The sequence below is a fragment of the Actinoplanes sp. NPDC051633 genome (assembly GCF_040681735.1).
Taxonomy (GTDB): Bacteria; Actinomycetota; Actinomycetes; order Mycobacteriales; family Micromonosporaceae; genus Actinoplanes.
Genome location: NZ_JBFAZH010000430.1, coordinates 1 through 5,916, shown reverse-complemented (window position 1 = coordinate 5,916; position 5,916 = coordinate 1). Strand labels below are relative to the sequence as shown.

At 73.4% G+C, this 5,916-nt stretch carries 8 protein-coding genes; 5 read left to right on the top strand and 3 right to left on the bottom strand.

Features of this window, described 5'->3' with window-relative positions; genetic code table 11:
- Positions 1-44: 44 nt before the first annotated feature.
- Genes AB0M20_RS22815 through AB0M20_RS22805 form a run of 3 tightly spaced genes read right to left on the bottom strand, consistent with a single transcriptional unit; the run spans position 45 to position 1,818 of the window.
- Positions 45-881, bottom strand: coding sequence for a TlyA family RNA methyltransferase (locus AB0M20_RS22815; RefSeq protein WP_364301223.1), 837 nt, complete (start codon positions 879-881; stop codon positions 45-47).
- A gap of 20 nt (positions 882-901) precedes the next feature.
- Positions 902-1,102: a hypothetical protein gene (locus tag AB0M20_RS22810; RefSeq protein WP_364301227.1), complete on the bottom strand. Its 201-nt coding sequence runs from the start codon at positions 1,100-1,102 to the stop codon at positions 902-904.
- The gene (locus tag AB0M20_RS22805) at positions 1,099-1,818 is read right to left on the bottom strand and encodes a hypothetical protein (protein WP_364301221.1); all 720 of its coding nucleotides are present in this window, start codon (positions 1,816-1,818) and stop codon (positions 1,099-1,101) included. Before AB0M20_RS22805 ends, AB0M20_RS22810 begins: the two co-directional genes overlap by 4 nt.
- Before the next feature lie 114 nt (positions 1,819-1,932).
- Between AB0M20_RS22805 and AB0M20_RS22800 the strand changes: the two genes are divergently transcribed.
- The 5 genes from AB0M20_RS22800 to AB0M20_RS22780 all read left to right on the top strand — a co-directional run bounded on the left by AB0M20_RS22800 (position 1,933) and on the right by AB0M20_RS22780 (position 5,883).
- Positions 1,933-2,268, top strand: a complete 336-nt coding sequence (locus AB0M20_RS22800) for an SCP2 sterol-binding domain-containing protein (protein WP_364301219.1) — start codon at positions 1,933-1,935, stop codon at positions 2,266-2,268.
- Between the two features lie 98 nt (positions 2,269-2,366).
- A complete protein-coding gene (locus AB0M20_RS22795) occupies positions 2,367-3,272 on the top strand; it encodes an ABC transporter ATP-binding protein (RefSeq protein ID WP_364301217.1) in 906 nt (301 codons plus the stop codon).
- A complete protein-coding gene (locus AB0M20_RS22790; RefSeq protein WP_364301215.1) occupies positions 3,265-4,086 on the top strand; it encodes an ABC transporter permease in 822 nt (273 codons plus the stop codon). The genes AB0M20_RS22795 and AB0M20_RS22790 overlap by 8 nt, the downstream gene beginning before the upstream one ends.
- Positions 4,087-4,091: 5 nt before the next feature.
- The gene (locus tag AB0M20_RS22785; RefSeq protein ID WP_364301213.1) at positions 4,092-5,225 is read left to right on the top strand and encodes a sensor histidine kinase; all 1,134 of its coding nucleotides are present in this window, start codon (positions 4,092-4,094) and stop codon (positions 5,223-5,225) included.
- Between the two features lie 4 nt (positions 5,226-5,229).
- Complete coding sequence (locus tag AB0M20_RS22780) at positions 5,230-5,883, top strand: response regulator transcription factor (protein ID WP_364301225.1); 654 nt, start codon at positions 5,230-5,232, stop codon at positions 5,881-5,883.
- The last annotated feature ends 33 nt before the right edge of the window (positions 5,884-5,916 follow it).

Here is a 5,916-nt window from a genome sequence, read left to right as displayed (position 1 = left end):
GCTCTGCCGGCGGCCGGTGTGGGCCACCAGCAGGGCGGCGCGCGTCATCGACTGTCCTCCACGGGATGCGACGTTACTGTGCCCGACGGTCCCGCGGCGACCACAGCGCGTATCCGGTCGGGATCGGCCGGTGAGCCGTCCCGGCGGAACCACACGAAGAACTCCACATTGCCGCTCGGCCCGGGCAGCGGGCTCGCGGTCACTCCCGCCACGCCCAGACCGAGCCCGGCGGCGGCTTGGCAGACCTCCAGGACCGCTTGGGTACGAACCTCCGGATCCCGGACCACCCCGCCGGTGCCGACCCGCTCCTTGCCGACCTCGAACTGGGGCTTCACCATCAGCGCCAGGTCGCCTTCGGGCCGGGTGCAGGCGGCCAGCGCGGGCAGCACCAGCCGCAGCGAGATGAAGGACAGGTCCGCCACGGTCAGGTCGACCGGGCCGCCGATCGCCTCCGGGGTGAGCGTGCGGACGTTCGTGCGCTCGTGCACGTCGACCCGCTCGTCGGTGCGGATCGGCCAGGCCAGCTGCCCGTACCCGACGTCGACCGCGACCACCCGCGCGGCGCCGGCCCGCAGCAGCACGTCGGTGAAGCCGCCGGTCGAGGCGCCGGCGTCCAGGCAGCGCCGGCCCCGGACGTCGAGCCCCTCGAAGGCCGCGAGCGCGCCCGCGAGCTTGTGGCCGCCGCGGGACACGTACTCGGTGCTCGGGTCCTCGCCGGTGACCAGGACCGGATCGGCCGGGTCGACCATCGCGGCGACCTTGCGCGCGACCGTGCCGCGCACCTGCACGCGACCGGCCTCGACGAGGGCGGCCGCCTGCTCACGGGAGCGGGCCAGCTTGCGGCGGACCAGCTCGGCGTCCAGCCGGGCACGACGGGCCATCTTCCGCTGTCCGTCCCCGGTTATCCGTCGATGCTCGCGAGGGTCTCCCGCAGGACCTCGTGCGCCGCTTCGTACCCGGCGAGCTGCTCGGCCGGCGGGAGCTGCGCGGCATTCTCCAGCGCGCGCAGCATCTCGTCGACGGCCGGGTGGCCGGTCTCGCCGTCCGACCGCTGCACGGGTGCGGCGTAGCCGGGCGGAGGACCGGGTTGCGGGAACGTCACTTGTCAGCCTCCGGCAGCGTCTTCTTCGCCGCGGTCTTCTTCGCGGGCGTGGTCTTCTTGGCCGATGCCTTCCGCGGGGTGGTCTTCTGGACCGGTGGAAGCTCGGTCGCGGCGGCCGCGTCCCGCACCGGCGCGACCGGCGACTCGGCCGTGCCCAGGGGCGCCGGAGGCGTGCTCTTCACGGCCTTCTTCGCGACCTTCTTCGCCGGTGCGGTCTTCACCGGTGCCGTCTTCGCCAGTGCCGTCTTGGCCGGTCCGGCCTTCTTCGCCGGAGGCGGCGCGGTCGCGGCCGCGGGCATCTGGTTGGGCGCCTTCTTCGCGACCTTCTTGGCCGGCATCGGCGCGGGCTTGTCCAGCCGGTCCCCGCCGGTGCCCGCGCCGGTCACGATCGTCGCCTCGGCCGCGCTCGCCCGGGCCTGCGCCACCTTGAGCTGCTTCTCCAGGTCACGAACGCGGGTGTTGAGGTCCTGCACCTCCTCGGCCGTGGCCAGCCCGACGACGCCGAGCGCCCGGTCCACCTCGAACCGCACGATGTTGGTCAGGGCTTCACGGTTCGCCATGCCCGTACTCATCAGATCCTCGACCAGGCCCTGCAACTGCACGGCGGTCGCGCCGCCGCGGTTCACCAGATCGCCGGCGACCTTCTGCGCCTTCTTCCGGGGTGCTTCCGTCAATCCGAGCGCCATCTCCAGATACGCCCGCCATGCGTCCTGCATGATCGCCCTCCTTCGCGTCAGGTGTCACGCTACCGGTCGGCGGGTCGCAGGTCGTGCGGTACCGTGCGGTCATCCGCGGTGTCGCGGCTCTTCTCTGTCTGGAGGATGCGCAGGATGGCCACGGTGGACGAGTGCCGGCAGGCGTTGCACGACCTCGCGGCGCGGCTGGAAACCAACGCGGAGACCCGCGGCAAGCTCGACTTCGACCGCACGCTCGCGGCCCGGGTCACCGACCTGGAGACGGCGTTCCACGCCCGCCTGGTCGACGGCCGGCTGGTCGACATCGCCGACGGCGACGACCCGAAGGCGAAGATCGCCCTGATCGCGAGCGGCGACGACCTGGTCGCGTTGGTTGCCGGCCGGCTCGACGTCACCCGCGCGATCGCCTCCCGGCAGGTGGTCATCAAGGCCAACCCGTTCGACCTGCTGAAGCTCCGCAAACTGCTCTGAACACTTCCGGCCGTCCAGAGGCCTACGTCCGCTGACGTACGCCGGATGCCGCGCCACGACGGACGTCCCCGCCGTCTTCGGCGACGAGTCTCGAGGGCATGACACATCCCGTCGAGATCCATCAACTGACCAAGCGCTACGGGAACCTCACCGCGGTCGACGCTCTCGACCTCGAGGTCCGCGCCGGTGAGGTGTACGGATTCCTGGGCCCCAACGGCGCCGGCAAGACGACCACGCTGCGCATGCTGCTCGGGCTGATCCGGCCCACCTCCGGCACGGTCCGGATCTTCGGCGCCGCGCCCGGGCAGCGCGGGCACCTCGATCGCGTCGGCGCTCTCGTCGAGGGGCCGGCCTTCTACCCGTACCTGTCCGGGCGGGACAACCTCCGCGCGATTGCGCGCCACGCCCGGGTGCGCGACGACCGCATCGCGCTCGTCCTCGACCAGGTCGACCTCACGACCCGGGCCGGTGACCGCTACGACACCTACTCGCTCGGCATGAAACAGCGGCTCGGCGTGGCGGCCGCGCTGCTCAAGGACCCGCGGCTGGTGGTCCTCGACGAGCCGACCAACGGGCTGGACCCGGCCGGCATGGCGGACATGCGCCTGCTGGTGAAGCGGCTCGGCGCGGCCGGCTGCACGGTGCTGCTCTCCAGCCATCTGATGACCGAGGTGCAAGAGCTCTGCGACCGCGTCGGGGTGATCGCGCGGGGGCGGCTGGTGGCCGAGAGCACCGTCGCGGAGCTGCGCGGCGCACGTACCCTCCGCATCGTCTGCGCACCCACCCGCGAAGCCGCCGCCCTCGCCGCGGACGCCTTCGGGCCGGACGCGGTGCAGATCCGCGACGGCGGTCTCGACCTCGCCGTCCCGCCCGAACGCGCTGCCGAGATCAACGCCGCGCTGGTGTCCGGCGGCATCGCCGTCTCCGAGCTCACCGTGCGCGAACGCAGCCTCGAACAAGCCTTCTTCGACCTGACCTCCGAGGGGGAACCCGCTCATGTTTGACGACATCCGCGCCGAAGGGCGCAAGCTGGTGCGCCGGCCGGCGATCTGGACGCTGCTGGGCGTCGCGCTCGCGCTGAGCCTGATCTTCACGTACGTGGTGCCCTACGCCGGGTTCGCGGGCGGCACCGGCGGCCCCACCGCCGACCGTGGCCTCGCCGCCATGCTGCCGGACCGCCTGGTCGGCAACTCGATCGGCGGCCTGCCGGTCTTCCTCGGCGCGCTGATGGTGATCCTGGGCGTGCTCACGGTCGGCAGCGAATACGCGTGGGGCACCTGGAAGACGGTGCTGACGCAGGATCCGTCGCGGCTGCGGGTCTACGGGGCGAAGCTGGTCGTCGCCGTGCTGGCCGCGCTCGCCGGGGTGCTGGCGGTCTTCCTCGCCGGTGCGGCCGCCAGCGCGATCATCGCCACCGCCGAGGGTGCGTCGGTGAGCTGGCCCGGCATCGGCGACATGCTACGCGGGCTCGGCGGCGGCTGGCTGGTCGCAGCGATGTGGACGGTGTTCGGGGCGCTGCTGGCGATCGCGCTGCGCGGCGTCGCGCTGCCGGTCGGGCTGGGCCTGGTCTGGCTGCTGGCCGTGCAGAACCTGCTGACGCTGATCGCGGCGCCGCTGATCGGCTGGGTGGCGACGATGCAGAAGGGCCTGCCCGGCCCCAACGCGGGGTCGCTCGTGGCGGCGCTGGGTTCGGGCGCGGAGACGCCCGGGGTGGAGGCCTTGGTCGGGGGTACGCAGGCAGCCGTCGTCCTGGCGGCGTACCTGCTCGGCTTCGCGCTGGTGGGCGGCGCGCTCCTTCGCCGGCGTGACATCCTGTGACCATCATGGGCCGCACCCGGAGGTTGCTCCTCGACGGGCTGCCGGCGCTGCTGCTGCTGGCCATCGGGCTGGGCGGCACCGCGCCGGCCGCCCGCAACGCCGGCCTGCCCACGACGCAGTGGTGGCACTATCTGCCGGTCGTGGTGGCGGCGCTGGCGGTGGCCGGCCGGCGGCGGCTGCCGCTGCCGACGCTCGCCGTGGTGACCGCGGCGGTGTGCTCGTTCCTGCTGCTGGGCCAGCTCTACGGGCCGATCCTGCTCAGCCTGGCCGTCGCCCTCTACACCGTCGCCGCGCATCGGCCGCTGCGCCGGTCGGCCGTCGCCGCCGGCGTCGTCGCCGTGCTGATGGTGGCGTGCGGGCTGATCGGCACCGGGCTCGGCCCGGACGTGGTCACCCCGGTGGTGGCGTGGGCGGCGGTGCCGCTGGCGATCGGCGTGACCGTGCGGGTGACCCGCGAGCAGCGGCTGGCGAACCGGCGCGACGAGATCCGGCGGCAGGCGGACGCCGAGCGGCTGCGGGTCGCGCAGGAGGTGCACGACGTGGTCGGGCACGGCCTGGCGGCGATCACCATGCAGGCGGACATCGCGCTGCACGTGCTGGCGAAGCGTCCCGGTGACGCGGCGCAGGCGGAAGCGGCGCTGACGGCGATCAGCCGGACCAGCCGCGAGTCGCTCGACGAGCTGAGGGTCACGCTGGGCGCGGTCCGCCGGGGCGCCGAGGCCGACGACCGGTCGCCGGCGCCGGGACTGGCCCGGCTGGACGCGCTGATCGACCGGACCCGATCCGTCGGCGTGCCGGTGTCGGTCGCCGTCGAGGGCCCGGTGACCGGCCTGCCGGCGGCGGTGGACCTGGCGGCGTACCGGATCGTCCAGGAGGCGATGACCAACGTGCTGCGCCACGCGGGCACCGCCACCGCCGCTGTCCGCGTCGCGGTCACCGACGCGGAGGTCGAGGTGGAGGTCACCGACACCGGCCGCGGCGGCGAGATCGCGACCGGCGGCCACGGCTTGGCCGGCATGCGCGAGCGGGTCACCGCCCTGGGCGGCAAGCTGTCGGCGGGACCGTCCCCGGCCGGCGGCTTCACCGTCCACGCCACCATTCCCCGTCTTTCATCCTCAGTGGAGCGATCCGATGCCTGAGCAGATCGTGCGTGTGCTGATCGCAGACGACCAGGATCTGGTACGCCTCGGGCTGCGCACGCTCATCGACAGCGAGGACGGGCTGACCGTCGTCGGCGAGGCGGCCGACGGGCTAGCCGCCGTGGCCCAGGCCCGCGAGCATCGCCCGGACGTGGTCCTGATGGACGTCCGGATGCCCGGCATCGACGGCATCGAGGCCACCCGGCGGATCGCCGCGGACCCCGATCTGGCCGGCACGCGCGTGGTCGTGCTGACCACCTTCGAGGTCGACGCGTACGTGTTCGACGCGCTCCGGCACGGCGCCAGCGGCTTCCTCACCAAGGACACCAAACCCGCCGACCTGGTACGCGCCCTCCACCTGGTCGCCGCCGGCGAGGCGCTGCTGTCCCCGTCGGTCACCCGCAGGGTGGTCCGCGAGTTCGCGTCGCGGCCGAGCCGGGTCCTCAAGCCGCACCCGCAGCTGGACACGCTGACCGACCGCGAGCGTGAGATCGTCGGCCTGGTCGGCGAGGGCCTGAGCAACGAGGAGATCGCCGCCCGGCTGGTGGTGAGCCCGGCGACGGCACGCACCCACGTGAGCCGGGCGATGATCAAGCTGGCCGCCCGCGACCGCGCGCAGATGGTCGTCTTCGCCTACCAGTCCGGCCTGGTCGACTAGATCAGCCGGGTCAGCCGGTGACGCCCCACTCCT